The sequence below is a fragment of the Anaerobacillus sp. ABD4_527 genome, assembly GCF_056160805.1.
In genome coordinates, this window is the sequence record NZ_JBSWXZ010000001.1 from 267649 (window position 1) to 284057 (window position 16409).

At 43.6% G+C, this 16409-nt stretch carries 13 protein-coding genes; 12 read left to right on the forward strand and 1 reads right to left on the reverse strand.

The window, feature by feature from the left end; translation table 11 throughout:
• Positions 1 to 21 precede the first annotated feature (21 nt).
• The 10 genes from ACXAHI_RS01420 (at position 22) to ACXAHI_RS01465 (ending at position 10826) form a co-directional block, all read left to right on the forward strand.
• Positions 22 to 918 carry an aspartate carbamoyltransferase catalytic subunit gene (locus ACXAHI_RS01420; protein WP_474845384.1) on the forward strand — a complete coding sequence of 299 codons (897 nt, stop codon included), beginning with the start codon at positions 22 to 24 and terminating at the stop codon, positions 916 to 918.
• Positions 918 to 2195 carry a dihydroorotase gene (locus tag ACXAHI_RS01425; RefSeq protein WP_474845386.1) on the forward strand — a complete coding sequence of 426 codons (1278 nt, stop codon included), beginning with the start codon at positions 918 to 920 and terminating at the stop codon, positions 2193 to 2195. Before ACXAHI_RS01420 ends, ACXAHI_RS01425 begins: the two co-directional genes overlap by 1 nt.
• Entirely contained in the window at positions 2192 to 3280 is a 1089-nt protein-coding gene (locus tag ACXAHI_RS01430; RefSeq protein ID WP_474845388.1) for a carbamoyl phosphate synthase small subunit, read from the forward strand. Before ACXAHI_RS01425 ends, ACXAHI_RS01430 begins: the two co-directional genes overlap by 4 nt.
• Positions 3273 to 6482 carry a carbamoyl-phosphate synthase large subunit gene (gene carB, locus ACXAHI_RS01435; protein ID WP_474845390.1) on the forward strand — a complete coding sequence of 1070 codons (3210 nt, stop codon included), beginning with the start codon at positions 3273 to 3275 and terminating at the stop codon, positions 6480 to 6482. Before ACXAHI_RS01430 ends, carB begins: the two co-directional genes overlap by 8 nt.
• A complete protein-coding gene (locus ACXAHI_RS01440; protein ID WP_474845392.1) occupies positions 6479 to 7240 on the forward strand; it encodes a dihydroorotate dehydrogenase electron transfer subunit in 762 nt (253 codons plus the stop codon). Before carB ends, ACXAHI_RS01440 begins: the two co-directional genes overlap by 4 nt.
• Positions 7237 to 8178: a dihydroorotate dehydrogenase gene (locus ACXAHI_RS01445; RefSeq protein WP_474845394.1), complete on the forward strand. Its 942-nt coding sequence runs from the start codon at positions 7237 to 7239 to the stop codon at positions 8176 to 8178. The genes ACXAHI_RS01440 and ACXAHI_RS01445 overlap by 4 nt, the downstream gene beginning before the upstream one ends.
• A complete protein-coding gene (pyrF, locus tag ACXAHI_RS01450) occupies positions 8151 to 8876 on the forward strand; it encodes an orotidine-5'-phosphate decarboxylase (RefSeq protein WP_474845396.1) in 726 nt (241 codons plus the stop codon). Before ACXAHI_RS01445 ends, pyrF begins: the two co-directional genes overlap by 28 nt.
• On the forward strand, positions 8860 to 9510 hold the full coding sequence (pyrE, locus tag ACXAHI_RS01455; protein WP_474845398.1) for an orotate phosphoribosyltransferase: 651 nt from the start codon (positions 8860 to 8862) through the stop codon (positions 9508 to 9510). Before pyrF ends, pyrE begins: the two co-directional genes overlap by 17 nt.
• A gap of 13 nt (positions 9511 to 9523) precedes the next feature.
• Positions 9524 to 10180: a class I SAM-dependent methyltransferase gene (locus ACXAHI_RS01460; protein WP_474845400.1), complete on the forward strand. Its 657-nt coding sequence runs from the start codon at positions 9524 to 9526 to the stop codon at positions 10178 to 10180.
• Positions 10181 to 10325: 145 nt separating this feature from the next.
• On the forward strand, positions 10326 to 10826 hold the full coding sequence (locus ACXAHI_RS01465) for a VOC family protein (RefSeq protein WP_474845402.1): 501 nt from the start codon (positions 10326 to 10328) through the stop codon (positions 10824 to 10826).
• A gap of 37 nt (positions 10827 to 10863) precedes the next feature.
• Here the strand turns inward: ACXAHI_RS01465 and ACXAHI_RS01470 are convergent, their stop codons facing one another.
• Positions 10864 to 12564, reverse strand: coding sequence for an Rqc2 family fibronectin-binding protein (locus ACXAHI_RS01470; protein ID WP_474845404.1), 1701 nt, complete (start codon positions 12562 to 12564; stop codon positions 10864 to 10866).
• A 115-nt stretch (positions 12565 to 12679) separates the two neighbouring features.
• Here ACXAHI_RS01470 and ACXAHI_RS01475 point away from each other — a divergent pair, with 115 nt between their 5' ends.
• A complete protein-coding gene (locus ACXAHI_RS01475; protein ID WP_474845406.1) occupies positions 12680 to 15373 on the forward strand; it encodes a calcium-translocating P-type ATPase, SERCA-type in 2694 nt (897 codons plus the stop codon).
• A gap of 124 nt (positions 15374 to 15497) precedes the next feature.
• Positions 15498 to 16370 carry a YicC/YloC family endoribonuclease gene (locus ACXAHI_RS01480; protein WP_474845408.1) on the forward strand — a complete coding sequence of 291 codons (873 nt, stop codon included), beginning with the start codon at positions 15498 to 15500 and terminating at the stop codon, positions 16368 to 16370.
• Positions 16371 to 16409: the final 39 nt, after the last annotated feature.

Sequence of the window (16409 nt, forward strand, 5' to 3'; positions counted from 1 at the left end):
GAAAAATAGAGGAGTGATAGGATGAAGCATTTACTCGATATGCAATCGATCGAGCCGGGTGACATCGAAGACCTTCTTCATATGGCAGAACGCTTCCGGTTAGGTAAAGAAACCATAGAGTTTCCAACTGTTTTTGTTGCGAATTTGTTCTTTGAACCATCGACGAGAACACGTTTTAGTTTTGAAGTCGCACAAAAGCGACTAGGATGCCACACGTTAAACTTTGAAGCTGCGGGATCGAGTGTGCAAAAAGGTGAGAGCCTGTATGACACGATTAAAACGTTAGAAGCAATAGGCGCAAAAGCAGCTGTAATCCGTCACCCAAAAGAAAGATATTTCGAGTCTTTATTAGAAAAAACATCACTATCGATCATTAATGCTGGAGATGGATGTGGACATCATCCTACACAATCACTACTAGACCTATTGACGATCAAGCAAGAGTTCGGTTCGTTCAGGGGATTACGAGTTGTTATCGCTGGTGATATCAAGCATAGTCGTGTGGCAAGGTCCAATGCATATGTCTTAACGAGACTTGGTGCCCTCGTCTCATTCTCAGGACCAGAGGCTTGGCGCGATGATTCGATCGGAGCATATCCATACATCACGATGGATGAAGCAGTAAGAGAAGCTGACGTAGTGATGCTGCTTCGAATTCAAAATGAGCGCCATCATAAACAGAACGAAAACTCCTCTTATCTCGCTGATCATGGTCTTACAGTAGAACGTGAAAAGAACATGAAGCGAAACAGCATTATCATGCATCCTGCTCCAGTAAACCGAGGGGTTGAAATCGATACATCATTAGTAGAATGTGACCGTTCACGTATCTTTAAGCAAATGGAGAACGGCGTTTATGTCCGTATGGCGGTCCTTAACCGAGTCCTTCACTCCAATAAGAAAGGAATGTATGTGTAATGATCATAAAAAATGCCTTGCTAGTAAATGAAACTGGTAATCTTGAAAAACGCGACGTTCTTATTTCAGAAGAAGGAAAGATTGAGAGGATATCAGAGTCGATTGAAGCTGACCATGATGAATTCGATGCGAAAGAAATGCTGCTTGTACCTGGCCTTGTGGATCTGCACGTTCATCTAAGAGAACCTGGTGGTGAGCATAAAGAGACGATTGAAACTGGAACGAAAGCAGCTGCAAAAGGCGGATTCACAACGATTGCTGCGATGCCGAATACAAGGCCTGTGCCTGACCAATCATCAACGATGACCGACCTGATGAAGCGAATCGGAAAGGGAAGCGTCCGTGTTCTGCCGTATGGTTCGATCACAGTGAGGCAGCTTGGTGAGGAATTAACAAACTTTGAAGGCTTACGAGCATCAGGGGCTTTCGCTCTAACTGATGATGGAGTAGGCGTACAAAATGCAAACGTGATGTTAGAAGCGATGAAGCGCGCTGCATCAGCTGGTCTATCAATCGTAGCACACTGTGAAGAAAACACATTAATAAATAAAGGATGCGTTCATGAAGGAACGTTTTCAGAACAACATGATCTAAACGGTATTCCTTCCGTTTGTGAATCTGTACATATAGCTCGAGATGTTCTCTTAGCGGAAGCAGCAGGAGCGCACTATCACGTATGTCATATCAGTACGAAAGAGTCAGTCCGCATCGTGCGTGATGCGAAGCGAGCAGGCATCCATGTTACTGCAGAAGTAACACCACATCACTTACTACTTTGTGAAGATGATATTCCAGGACTCGATACGAATTACAAAATGAATCCGCCACTTCGTTCAAAGGAAGATCAGAAAGCACTTATCGAAGGACTTTTAGATGGCACGATCGATTTCATTGCAACGGACCATGCGCCTCATGCTGAAGATGAAAAAGCAACATCGATGGAAAAAGCACCGTTTGGGATCGTTGGACTCGAAACCGCATTTCCGCTTTTATATACGAACTTCGTTAAAAAAGGAACGTTTACGTTAAAACAGCTTGTTGATTGGTTAACCGTTAAGCCTGCTGAAGCTTTTGGTCTGCCGCATGGCACTCTTAAAGAAGGGGTGGCTGCAGATATTACTCTGATCGATCTGAATAAAGAAGAGCAGATCGACCCTGATACGTTTGTTTCGAAAGGAAGAAATACGCCGTTCAAAGGCTGGAGATGCAAAGGATGGCCAGCGATGACACTTGTAAATGGAAAAAAGGTTTTTGAGAAAGGGAGCGATCACGAATGAAAAGACAGTTGATACTTGAAGATGGTTCGATCTTTGTTGGCAAAGCGTTTGGAAGTGAAATCGAAAAAAGTGGAGAAGTTGTGTTTAACACTGGCATGACTGGTTATCAGGAAATATTATCTGATCCATCCTACTGTGCGCAAATCGTTACCTTAACGTACCCCCTAATTGGAAACTACGGGATTAACCGAGATGATTTTGAATCGATCAATCCATCCGTACACGGCTTGATCGTAAAAGAAGCAACGAAAGCGCCAAACTATTGGCGAAATGAGATGACGATCGATGAGCTTTTAAGGATCAAAGGCATCCCTGGCCTCGAAGGCATCGACACAAGGAAGTTAACAAAGCTCATTCGTGCGAACGGAACGATGAAAGGGAAGCTTTGTTCGATGGACATGGATACGAATAAAATCGTTGAAGACTTAAGTAGCACACCACTTAAGCGGAATCAGGTTGAACAAGTCTCCATCAAAGCACCATATGCTAGTCCTGGCCGAGGATACCGAATCGTTCTAGTTGATTTTGGAATGAAGCATGGCATCCTTCGTGAACTAACGAAGAGAAAATGTGATGTTGTCGTAGTTCCTTACCATACGTCAGCAGAAGAAATCCTAAGGTTGAACCCAGATGGAATCATGCTCAGTAACGGACCTGGAGATCCAAAGGATGTGCCTGAAGCGATCGAGATGATCAACGGTGTGCTTGGTAAAATTCCACTGTTCGGAATATGTCTTGGTCACCAGCTATTTGCGCTAGCTTGTGGAGCAGATACTGAAAAAATGAAATTCGGCCATAGAGGTTCAAACCACCCTGTTATGGAGATCAACACAGGAAAAGTGGCGATCACGTCTCAAAATCACGGCTACACGGTTTCCGCTGCTACGCTTGCTCATACAGAACTCGTCGTTACTCATAAAGCCATCAATGACGACACGATCGAAGGCGTGAAGCATAAACAGCATGCTGCTTTTAGTGTGCAGTATCATCCAGAAGCATCACCTGGACCTGAAGATTCAAACGAATTGTTCGATGACTTCATTTCGATGATCACAGCAAATAAGGGGGAAAAAACATATGCCTAAACGTACGGATATTCAAAAGATTCTAGTGATCGGTTCTGGACCGATCGTCATCGGTCAGGCAGCAGAGTTTGATTATGCTGGTACACAAGCTTGTCAGGCATTGAAAGAAGAAGGTTACGAAGTGATTCTAGTAAATTCAAATCCAGCTACGATCATGACAGATGCGACGATAGCAGATGAAGTGTACATCGAGCCACTCACATTAGAATTCGTTAGTAAAATTATTAGAAAAGAGCGTCCTGACGCGCTTCTTGCAACGCTTGGGGGACAAACAGGGTTAAACCTAGCAATGGAGTTATCAGAAGCAGGCGTCTTATCCGAATATAATGTAGAACTTTTAGGAACGAGCCTGAATGCGATCCAACAGGCTGAAGATCGTGATCTCTTTAGGGAGTTGATGAGGAAGTTAAACGAGCCTGTTCCTGAAAGTGACATCGTTCATAACCTTGATGAAGCCTATACATTTGTGAAACGAATCGGGTATCCTGTCATCGTTCGACCGGCGTATACGCTTGGAGGCACTGGAGGAGGAATCGTTCATAACGATGAAGAACTCGAAGAAATCGTATCAAGCGGACTGAAATATAGTCCTGTAACGCAGTGTTTAGTTGAAAAAAGCATCGCTGGCTTTAAGGAAGTTGAGTATGAAGTGATGAGAGATGGTCAGGATCAAGCGATCGTCGTTTGTAATATGGAAAACATCGATCCGGTAGGCATTCATACGGGAGATTCAATCGTTGTCGCTCCAAGTCAAACGCTTTCTGATCGCGACTATCAGATGCTAAGAAACGTAGCCTTAAAAGTAATCCGTGCGCTTCAGATCGAAGGAGGATGTAATATCCAACTAGCTCTTGATCCATATAGCTTTCAATATTACATCATCGAAGTAAACCCTCGGGTTAGTAGATCGTCCGCATTAGCTTCAAAAGCGACAGGTTATCCAATCGCAAAGCTCGCTGCAAAAATCGCTGTCGGCTTGTCTCTTTCAGAGATGAAGAATCCTGTAACAGGAAAAACGTATTCAAGCTTCGAACCAGCGCTCGATTATGTCGTTACAAAAATTCCAAGGTGGCCATTCGATAAGTTTGAAAGTGCAAATCGCCGGCTTGGAACACAGATGAAAGCAACAGGCGAAGTGATGGCGATCGGAAGAACGATCGAAGAATCGCTGTTGAAAGCCGTGCGATCACTTGAATCGAACGTCGATCATCTATTGATCCCTTCAATGAGTGAGATCAGTGACGATGAAATGGAAGAACGAATCAGACATGCTGATGATGAACGAATCTTTGTAATAGCTGAAGCCCTAAGAAGAGGGAAAACGATACAAGAAATTCACGAATGGAGTGCGATCGACTACTATTTCCTCACGAAGTTAGAAGGGATGATAACGCTCGAACAAACACTTACAGAAAATAAAGGGAGCATTGAGCTGTTACGAGAAGCAAAGGAAAAAGGATTTACAGATCGTTTCATCGCACAATTATGGAATGAAGAAGAAAGAGCGATCTATAAGTTACGTATGAGCGAAGGAATCGTACCAGTCTATAAGATGGTTGACACGTGCGCAGGTGAGTTTGAATCTGAAACGCCATACTACTATTCTACTTATGAAGAAGAAAATGAATCTGCTAAAACATCGAAAGAAAGCGTACTCGTACTAGGGTCTGGTCCAATCCGAATCGGTCAAGGGATCGAATTCGATTACGCGACCGTTCACAGCGTATGGGCGATCCGTGAAGCGGGATACGAAGCGATTATCATCAACAACAACCCTGAAACCGTATCGACTGACTTCAGTATCTCAGATAAACTGTACTTCGAACCGTTAACTGTCGAAGACGTGATGCACGTAATTGAACTTGAAAAACCAACGGGTGTTATCGTTCAGTTTGGAGGTCAAACCGCAATAAACCTTGCAGATGAGCTTTCTGCGAGGGGGGTTAAGATCTTAGGAACAAGATTAGAAGATATGGATAAAGCAGAGGACAGGGATAAGTTCGAAGTCACCATGAAGACGCTTGACATCCCTCAACCTGAAGGGAAAACAGCCACTTCAGTCGATGAAGCAGTGACCGTCGCTTCTACAATTGGATATCCAGTGCTGGTTCGTCCATCTTACGTACTCGGTGGAAGAGCAATGGAGATCGTCTATAAAGAAAGCGAACTTCTGCACTATATGGAGAACGCGGTAAAAGTGAATCCGCAGCATCCCGTGCTGATCGATCGCTACTTGATGGGGAAAGAAATTGAAGTTGACGCGATCTCTGATGGTGACACCGTTTATATCCCTGGAATTATGGAACACATTGAACGAGCTGGCATCCATTCTGGTGATTCGATCGCGGTATATCCACCACAAAGTCTTTCGGATGAAATCAAGCAAACCCTTATCGATCAGACGATCAAATTGGCGAGAGGATTAAACATCGTAGGTTTGCTTAACATTCAGTTCGTTATCCAACAAAACAACGTGTATGTTCTCGAAGTGAATCCAAGATCGAGTCGTACGGTGCCATTTTTAAGTAAGATTACAGGTGTACCGATGGCGAACTTAGCAACAAAGGTGATCCTCGGTCAAACGCTAGCACAGTTAGGGTATGAAACTGGCTACGGAGAGGAACGAGACGAAGTGTTTGTAAAAGTGCCAGTATTCTCGTTCGCGAAGCTTCGACGTGTCGATATCACGCTAGGTCCAGAGATGAAATCGACCGGTGAAGTAATGGGTAGAGACGCGACTCTTGAAAAAGCACTGTACAAAGGACTTGTTGCATCAGGGATGAACATACCGACGCATGGATCCGTCCTGTTCACGATCGCTGATAAAGACAAAGAAGAGGGAGTAGATCTTGTTAAACGATTCCATGCGATCGGCTACCATATTCTTGCAACTGAAGGTACAGCAGACGTTATTCGTGAGCTTGGGATTCCTGTTACGACAGTCAATAAGATCGGAGCAGAAAAACCAAACTTGTTACACGTGATCCGTGAAGGGCAAGCGCAGTTCGTCATCAATACATTAACGCGCGGGAAGCAACCTGCACGAGACGGCTTCCGGATCCGTCGTGAATCTGTTGAAAACGGAGTAGTATGTTTCACATCGTTAGATACTGCAAGAGCCTTACTTCGTGTCCTTGAAACGATGACGTTCTCTAGCATCAGCATGCCTAAATTTCATCAAAAAGAAGTGATTCATTCATGAGGCAGTTGAAAACGGAGCTTGTGAACCAGCGGAAGATCGCTGCGTCCATCTATGAAGCAGTCCTCTATCATGAAAGCATAGATGCAAAGTTCAAACCAGGTCAATTCGTTCATGTGAAAGCTGGAGCTGGTTCAGATCCGCTATTGAGACGTCCAATAAGCATCTGCCACGTTGATCCAGAGAAACATCTTCTTACGATGATCTACCGTGCTGAAGGAAAGGGAACAAACTTATTAAAGAACGAGGTGCCAGGAGCGATGATCGATATCCTGGGGCCTCTCGGAAATGGATTTCCAGTGGACGAAGTTAAAAGTGGTCAAACGGCGGTACTTGTAGGTGGTGGAATAGGGGTCCCGCCACTTTACTACCTCTCAGAAAAATTAAGAGAAAGAGGCGTGTCAGTTCACCATATAAATGGCTTTCAATCCAAAGAAAGTGTTTTTTATGAGAAAGAATTTAAGGAGCTCGGACCTCTCACGATTACGACTGCAGATGGGAGCTACGGTGAAAGTGGATTTGTTACGAGTCAGCTTGATCTTTCATTCGATTATCTTTTTGCGTGTGGACCATCCCCAATGCTTCAAGCTCTTGAAGCGTATCGATTTAAAGGCAAGGTGTATCTATCCCTCGAACAGAGGATGGGCTGTGGAATTGGTGCTTGTTTAGCATGCGTGTGTCATGTTCATGGATCGAATCTTTCTTATCGGAAGGTTTGCAGCGATGGGCCAGTGTTTGAAGCAGGGGAGGTTGTCTTATGAGTCGATTGACGATCGAGTTACCGGGGCTTTCGTTAAAGAACCCGGTGATGCCAGCGTCAGGATGTTTTGGATTTGGCCGAGAATACAGTAAGTTCTATAATCTTGAGAAGCTCGGCGCCATTATGGTGAAGGCAACGACACAAGAACCCAGATTCGGTAACCCAACACCACGAGTCGCTGAGACATCTTCTGGGATGCTGAATGCGATCGGACTTCAAAATCCAGGATTAGAAGATGTTTTACAATCTGAACTTCCATGGCTTTCACAATACGATGTTCCTGTGATCGCGAACGTTGCAGGGTCAACGATTGAAGACTATATCACTGTATCAGAAAAAATATCTAAAGCAGAGAACGTCCACGCACTCGAACTCAATATTTCGTGTCCGAATGTGAAAGAAGGTGGATTAGCATTCGGGACTGTCGCTGAGACAGCATACGCTGTGACAAAAGAAGTTAAGAACGTGTCTCGAGTCCCTGTGTACGTCAAGCTTTCTCCAAATGTTACGGATATTGTATCGATCGCAAAAGCTGTTGAAAAGGCAGGTGCTGATGGACTTACGATGATTAATACGCTGCTAGGAATGAGAATCGATTTAAAGACAGGTAAGCCGATTCTTGCGAATGGAGCTGGTGGACTATCAGGTCCCGCAATCAAGCCCGTTGCTATTCGAATGATCCATCAAGTCAGTCAAGAAGTGTCGATTCCGATCATTGGAATGGGAGGCATACAATCGGCTGAAGACGTTGTCGAGTATTTCTTAGCTGGGACAAGTGCAGTTGCAGTGGGTACAGCAAATTTTGTTGATCCTTTCTGTTGCCCGACGATCATAGAAGATCTTCCACCATTACTAGATGACCTAGGCGTTTACCGCATCGATGAATTAATCGGAAGGAGCTGGAAAAACGAATGGACACTTCAATCATCCTCGCGCTAGACTACTCGAATAAAGAAGAGCTAGATACGTTTTTAGAAGAATTCAAGCAAGAGCAATTATTCGTAAAGGTTGGGATGGAAGCCTATTTCAACTATGGACCGAAATTGATCGAACGTTTGAAAAATCAGGGTCACAAAATTTTCCTAGATTTAAAATTACATGATATTCCGAATACAGTTTGTAAATCGATGAAGGTACTAGCTTCGCTCGACGTTGATCTTATCAACGTGCATGCAAGCGGTGGCCGGAAGATGATGCAAGCGGCTGTTGAAGGGTTGGAAATGGGTACCCCTTCTGGGAGAAAACGCCCGTTATGTATCGGTGTTACGCAGTTAACGAGTTCATCTGAAGAGATGATTAAAAAACAGCTAAACATCTCCATGAACATGAAAGATAGTGTCGTCTCGCTTGCTAAGCTATCGAAAGAAAGCGGACTCGATGGGGTAGTTAGTTCAGCGATGGAAGTACCTGTCATCAAAGAAGCTTGCGGTAAGAGGTTTTTGACCGTAACGCCAGGCATTCGATTAGAAGGTGATCTTGCAGGCGACCAAAATCGTGTGTGCACGCCTTCAAAAGCCAAAACGCTAGGAAGTGATTATATCGTTGTTGGTCGAAGTATCACCGGCTCAAAACAGCCTCTAGCAACGTATGAACGGTTAAAAAAGGAATGGGGGAGTCTTCATGAAGTCTATCGCTAAAGCATTACTCGATATTGAAGCTGTAACCTTAAAGCCAAACGATCCATTTACGTGGTCTTCCGGAATGCGTTCACCAATCTATTGTGATAACAGGCTTACGTTGTCTTATCCATCTGTAAGAAAGGAGATAGCTGAGGGTCTAGTTAGCTTGATCAATGAACGCTATCGAGATGTGGATGTGATTGCAGGAACAGCGACTGCTGGAATACCACACGCTGCATGGGTGAGCGAGAAGCTAAATCTACCCATGGTCTATGTGAGAGGCAGCGCGAAGGGTCATGGAAAAGGAAATGTGATTGAAGGTAAAGTAAGTAAAGGTGAGAAAGTAGTGGTGATTGAAGACCTCATTTCAACAGGAGGAAGCGCGATCGATGCGGCACTTCAATTGAAGCATGCAGGGGCTGACGTGCTAGGTGTCGCTGCAATTTTCACATACGGTATGAAAAAGGGTGCAGCGCATTTTTCACAACACCAAATCGAATGGCACACGTTAACGGATTTCGACGAATTATTAACATGTGCAACAGAAACAGGTATGATTAAGGAAAGAGAGGTTCAATCACTGCTGAACTGGCGCGACGATCCTTCTTCAGAAGAGTGGATCGAGCAGTTGAAAAATCTCTCCGTTAATTAGTTGGAGGGTCCTTATGAGAAAAATGCAAGGAGAAGAATTCGATTCACTCGTTTCATTCTTCGATGATATGGCACGAACAAAGTGGCTTGGTGGAGTCCATGACGAGTTGAAAGCTGCATCAGGTTCATGGGAGGAAAAATCGGTACTCGATGTAGGGTGTGGTACAGGAAGACTGCTGTTACGAGGTGTAGAAGAGGCATCGTTATTAACAGGAGTAGATCTATCGACAGAGATGCTGAAGGCAAGTAAACAAAACTTTTTCTTCTTAAATCGGTTGGACAAAACACACTTTTCAGTTGAAGATGCTTGTGACCTTTCTTTCGAAAATGATCTGTTCGACATCTCATTATCAACGTGTGTAATGTTTCTGTTACCAGAGCCTGAAGAAGGAATGAAAGAAATGATTCGGGTTACAAAATCCGGAGGAAAAGTCGTAATGTTGAATCCTTCCCTTCGTATGGACCAGGTTTCTGCTTTTTCCTATGCAAAAAAACATGGAATGAGTGGATTCGAACAAACGTCGCTCCTTAAATGGTCGAACGTTTCTACAAAAAGGCATCGCTATACATCAGAGCAATTGAGCGAAAAGTTAAAGACACTCGGGGCAAAGAAAGTCGATCATATTGAGGTATTGGATGGATTAGCAATCATTACGGTTGCACAGTTATAAAAGTAGAGCAGCCCAGAAAGAATACAGTACAGTATTCTTTCTGGGCTTTTAATATGAATCAATAGCAGGTCTTGGAGAATTTGCAGAGAAGGGTTTCTTGACGTGTCGTAGCCTATTTATCCATATTCTTAAGGGGGATTGTAGTATGGCGACTATTCAAAAGATCATTCCTAACTTGTGGTTCGATTGCGAAGCAGAGGAAGCAGTGAACTTTTATACGAGTATATTCGAACGGTCAGAGATTCATAAAGTTACGCGTTATCTGAAAGCGGGCGAGGAGATTCATAGGAAAGAAGAAGGAAGTGTGATGACGATCGAATTTTCGTTAGATGGACAAACGTTTGTTGCTCTTAATGGGGGTCCGCACTTTACATTTAACGAGGCAATTTCGTTCATCGTCACATGTGCTACCCAAGAAGAAGTGGACTATTACTGGGATAAGTTGTCTCAAGGTGGAGATGAATCCGCACAGCAATGCGGCTGGTTGAAGGACAAATTTGGGGTTTCGTGGCAAGTCGTACCTGAGCGTTTAACGGAACTTTTGCAATCAGATCCTCCTATAGCCGAGAAAGTGATGAAGGAAATGCTGAAGATGAAGAAGATTGATGTTAAGGCATTAGAAACGGTTAACGAACAAAGTTTGTAACGTATAGAAAAGCGTCACGCCAATCGGCGTGACGCTTCTATTTTTTCATTTTGTATACGAGATCTTCGTCAGGTGTCACATAGAGTGTGTTTTGTTGATCGTATGTGACAAAGCCAGGTTTCGCTCCATTTGGTTTCTTTACATGTCGGACTTCCGTATAGTCGACAGGTACAGAGCCAGACTCGCGTGCTTTACTAAAATAAGCTGCAAGGTTCGCTGCTTCTAACAGCGTTTGTTCAGAATAGTCGCGGCTTCGGATCACAACGTGAGAGCCGGGGATATCCTTCGTATGAAGCCATGTCTCGCTCCGTGCTGCAAGTTTATTTGTTAAATACTCATTTTGTTTATTGTTTTTTCCTACGAGTATTTCGGTGCCATCCGTTGATTCATAGGAATCTAACTCAGGCTTGGAACTCTTTTTCTTTTTTTGTTTCCTAGAACGCTTCTTTATATAGCCTTCTTCTTCAAGCTCTTCACGAATTTCTTCGATATCTCTCGGAGAGGCTGAAGAAAGCTGCTGAAGAAGTTGCTCAAGATATGCGATTTCCTCATGAGCCTTCACGATTTGATCCTCAAGTACTTCGATAGAGTTTTTGGCTTTATTGTACTTTTTAAAGTACTGCTGGGCATTTTCAGAAGGTGATTTTTGAGGATTCAGTTCGATCGTCACCGTGCCGCCTTCTTCATCATAATAATTCTGGACTTCAACTTCGGCATCTCCACGCTTCACCATATGCATGTTTGCGGTCAAAAGCTCCCCAAGCAGCTGGTATTTATCTGCAGATTTTGCTTCTTGAATCGTCTTTGATAATTTCTTCACTTTCTTCTCGTTCTTTTTCCGCTCATTTGAAAGCAAGCGCTCAAGATCATTCGTTTGTTGCTTTACGCGATCGCGGTCTGCCTTCCCATAATAAAAGCGATCGAGAAGTTCGCTTACTGAGTGGAACGATTTGCTTTCACCATTAAGGTGTGTCAAAGAGACAACTGAAAAATGCTCTTTAGAAGAAAGTACCATCTGGGGCGTGTACTTGTGATTCTCTAGTTCTTCAAATAAAGTACAAAATGCCTTTGGCAGAGTAGATCTTGTTGCTAATCCCGCTCGATGAATCACTTCGTTCGCGATGAGAGGCGAGATTCCTGAGAAGGATTGAACAAGTTGGTTTCCTAACTTTCCAGCGTTAAAGTCGATTCTTTTTAGAAAATCGTCTTCAGTTAAGTTAAACGGTGAGGCTTTGTGCTGTTCTGGTGGAGCTACATAATCCTGCCCAGGCATTACCGTTCTATGTCTGTTAACCGAAGGAGACAGATGTTTAATACTATCCAAAATCATTCCATCTTCATTTAGTAGCATCACATTACTATGTCGTCCCATAATTTCTGCAACGATCGTTCTAGTAGTCATATCACCGAGATCATTTCTTGCCTTGAAGGTAATATGAAGGATTCTTTCGTTATCGACCTGGTGGATCTGCTCAATAATACTTCCCTCTAGATGTTTTCTTAAAAGCATGCAGAACATCGGTGGTTCTTTTGGGTTCGCATAAGATTCTTTTGTAATATGAACCCGTGAATAAGATGGGTTAGCTGATAATAACAGCTGATGATTCTTCCCTCCTGAACGCACCACGAGGATGAGATCGGTCGAATAGGGCTGATAGATTTTTGTTACTCTACCACCTTTTAATACTTCATTTGTTTCATGCGCTACGGCTCTTGTAACCATACCGTCAAAAGACATACTGTTCACCTACATTTCTATCGATAGACATCTTGTATAGTATAGCATTTTTTGTAGCTTGTCTGAATATAGATGGACTATTAGAGTGACATTGTGCAGGATCGGAGTGTTGAACATGAGCTGGTATAACATGACAGAACCAGAGGTGGCTGAAGAACTAGAAACGAATGTTGAAACGGGCATCACCACCGAGGATGCGGCTGAAAGACAAAAGGTGTTCGGACTTAATGAGCTAGAAGAGGCAGAGCGGCCATCGGTCGTGTTACTGTTTCTATCGCAGTTCAAAGACTTCATGGTCGTCGTCTTGCTTGCAGCAACATTAATTTCTGGCCTTCTCGGTGAATACCTCGATGCCATTGCGATTATCCTTATTATCTTGGTCAATGGGATACTCGGTTTTGTGCAGGAAAGAAAAGCTGAAAAATCGTTACAGGCATTAAAACAGTTATCATCTCCACACATGAAAGTGCTGCGTGATTCTTCGTGGGTGTCGATACCAGCACGGGATGCCGTAGTAGGTGATATCGTACGAATTGAGAGCGGTGACCGAATTGGAGCAGATCTTCGCATCATTCAATGCCAAGAGCTTCAGATCGAAGAGTCAGCATTAACGGGTGAATCGGTTCCTTCTAATAAACACCCAGAGCCAATTCGTGAGGAAGGGGCAGGCCCTGGTGATCAACTGAATATGGGGTTCATGGGAACGCTAGTAACAAAGGGAAAAGGCATCGGAATCGTTACAGCTACAGGTATGAATACAGAGATGGGCAAGATCGCTCACTTAATTCAAACTGCGGATACGCTTGAAACCCCGTTGCAGCACCGCTTAGAACAACTTGGGAAAATATTAATTGCCGCAGCACTATTTTTAACCGCGATCGTTGTATTACTAGGTATTTTTCAAGGACGAGACGTTTATGACATGTTCCTTGCAGGAGTATCGTTAGCCGTCGCAGCAATCCCAGAAGGTCTTCCGGCAATTGTTACGATCGCATTAGCGATCGGCATGCAGAAGATGATCAAACGGAAAGCGATTGTACGAAAACTACCATCGGTCGAAACGCTTGGCTGCGCAACAGTCATCTGTTCAGATAAGACAGGCACGTTGACGCAAAACAAAATGATGGTAACGAAGCTATGGGCTGGTGGACAAACATGGAACGTAACGGGCTCAGGCTATTCTCCGTACGGAGACTTCTTCAAAGGGGACACAAGAGTTTATTCTGATGACGAAAAATCATTAAAGCAGCTTCTGACGTTTGGTCTTATTTGTAGCAATGCGAGGGTCCTCGAACAAGACGGTGACTATTACCTTGATGGAGATCCAACTGAAGGAGCGCTCGTCGCAGCCGCAATGAAAGCAGGTTTAACGGAAGAAATACGCGAAGAAGAATTCACGATCATTCAGGAATTCCCATTTGATTCGAACCGAAAAATGATGAGTGTGATCGTAGAAGATCAAGCTGGGAAGCGGTACGTCATTGCAAAAGGTGCTCCTGATATTGTATTAAAACAATGCGGATCAGTACTTTGGAACGAACGTCAGGCGCCGTTAAGAAAGAGTTATGAAAAGCAAATCAATGAAGAACTTGCTTCATTTGGAAACAATGCGCTCCGAACAATTGCCGTCGCTTATAAGCCGATCCAAAATGAAGAACGGCTTCTACATAGCGTACAGGCTGAGTCTAGGCTCACGTTTGTTGGGTTACAAGGGATGATCGATCCACCTAGAGAAGAAGTGAAGCAAGCAGTCGAGGACTGTAAGACAGCAGGGATCAAAACCGTAATGATAACAGGTGATCACGTGACGACGGCGACGGCCATTGCCCGAAACCTTGGGATTTTACCCGACGACGGTAAAGTAATGGAAGGTAGCAAGCTTTCGACTTACTCTGTTGAGGAGTTAGAAAGTATTGTAGAAGATATCTATGTGTTTGCGCGCGTTTCTCCCGAACATAAGTTGAAGATCGTGCAAGCACTCCAGAGGAAAGGTCATATCGTAGCGATGACAGGGGATGGTGTGAACGATGCACCTGCGATCAAAGCATCCAATATCGGGATTTCAATGGGGCTCACAGGAACTGATGTCTCAAAAGAAGCGTCTTCTCTTATTTTAAGTGACGATAACTTTGCAACCATTCGAGCAGCTGTCGAAGAAGGTAGAAACATTTACGAAAACATTCGTAAATTTATCCGATACCTCCTGGCTTCTAACGTTGGAGAAATCCTCGTGATGTTATTTGCGATTCTTTTAGCTCTGCCTTTACCACTGGTTCCTATCCAAATTCTTTGGGTGAACCTCGTAACGGACGGTTTGCCAGCAATGGCACTTGGGCTTGATCCTGCTGAAGGAAACGTGATGAAGAGAAACCCCCGCCACCCGAAGGAAGGTGTATTTGCAAGAGGTTTAGGATGGAAGATCATATCAAGGGGAATCATGATCGGGGTGTGTACCCTAGCGGCGTTTATGATTTGCTTTGGTGAAAACCCTGATGATTTAGTAAAAGCTCAAACAGTTGCCTTTTCTACTCTTGTACTCGCACAGTTAATCCATGTATTTGACTGTAGAAGTGAACTCTCTGTATTTCATAGAAATCCATTTGAAAACAAAGCACTCGTTTTCGCAGTACTCTCTTCTGTTGGACTTCTGCTCGCCGTTATCTATTATGAGCCGCTGCAACCGATCTTCCATACTACGTATTTGTCGATGAGAGAATGGATGCTGATTCTTGTATTTTCTTGCATACCGACGTTTCTCCTTGCTGGCTCAGTCTTTTTCAAAAGAAATATCCGTTTGAACAGAGGGTGATCACATCCTCTGTTTTTTGATTGAAAATACAGTCTATTTAAAAAAGCTTTGAGACGAAGTTATGACTTTGTTTCAGCATTATGAAGTGGTACAATTGGATAGAATAGCTATTGGAAGTGATAAAATGATTAAGAGTATGACAGGGTATGGAAGAGCATCGAACGAATGGAACGGTGTTCAAATCACTGTCGAAATAAAATCTGTAAATCATCGATACTTCGATGTATCCTTTCGTATGCCTAAAAATCTCCTGCAATTCGAATCAACGTTTAAAAAGATCGTGCAGCAAAACGTGCATCGCGGAAAAGTAGATGTATTTATTCAATTAGAAGGTGCTGATATGACTTCGAATAAACTGCAGGCAGATTGGGAGTTGCTCGACCAATACATAACATTGCTAAAGCAAGCCGGTGAACGATACGAGTTGAATGACGACCTTTCTATTTCTCAGTTGCTTCACTTAGAGGATGTGTTTCACGTCCAACAACAGGAAACTGAACTGGATAGTGTAGGGATCGCAAATTCTCTTGAGGAAGCCGTGAGATCATTGGTTACCATGAGAGAATCAGAAGGCGACGCATTATACCAAGACATTCGTTTGAAGCTAAATGAGATGGAGAAGAAAGTAGAGCTGATCTCTTCGATGAGTACCGAAGTCACCACCACGTATGAAACAAGGATTCGGCACAAACTAGCTGAATTGAAAGAACTAGAGGATGTTGATGATGGACGAATCTTAACAGAAGTGGCACTACTTGCTGACAAGGCAAGTGTCGATGAAGAAATTACAAGACTTCGTAGTCATCTCACTCAGTTCCATGATATTCTTACTACAGAAGGTGCAATCGGACGTAAGCTTGATTTTTTAGTGCAGGAAATTAACCGAGAACTCAATACGATCGGCTCTAAATCCACTCATCAAACGATTAGTCATCATGTTGTCGAGCTAAAGAGTGAAGTGGAAAAGATTCGAGAACAAGTTCAGAATATCGAGTAACCTGCACGGTATTCATCGTTTAAATTCACAAAAACTGTG